The organism is Bacillus sp. NTK074B, assembly GCF_017303375.1.
Taxonomy (GTDB): Bacteria; Bacillota; Bacilli; order Bacillales; family Bacillaceae_B; genus Rossellomorea.
Genome location: NZ_JAFKOH010000319.1, coordinates 1 through 243 on the forward strand (window position 1 = coordinate 1; position 243 = coordinate 243).

Consider the following 243-nt stretch of genomic DNA (forward strand, 5'->3'; position numbering starts at 1 on the left):
TCTTCGATCGTGTACTGGAATTCACGCAAGCGGTATTGCGGGTTCAGACAGATCCAGATTGCACCGACCATGTTCATGGCGATGAACAGCATCGCAGATTCAGCGCGCGGCGTGGTCAGGACCGCCACCCGATCGCCCCTTTTTACTCCCAGATCGCGCAGGATAGCTGCGTGGCGCAGAGCTTCAGCCGCCAAATCAGAATACGTGTAGCAGACGCTTGCAGACTTAAAGGCGATCCGGTCG

Annotated in this window: 1 protein-coding gene; it reads right to left on the minus strand. The window is 56.8% G+C overall.

What is annotated here, in order from left to right; all coding sequences use genetic code 11:
* Positions 1-243, minus strand: a 243-nt coding sequence (locus JI667_RS22525) for an AMP-binding protein (protein ID WP_206858772.1), incomplete at both ends; no start/stop codon positions are given.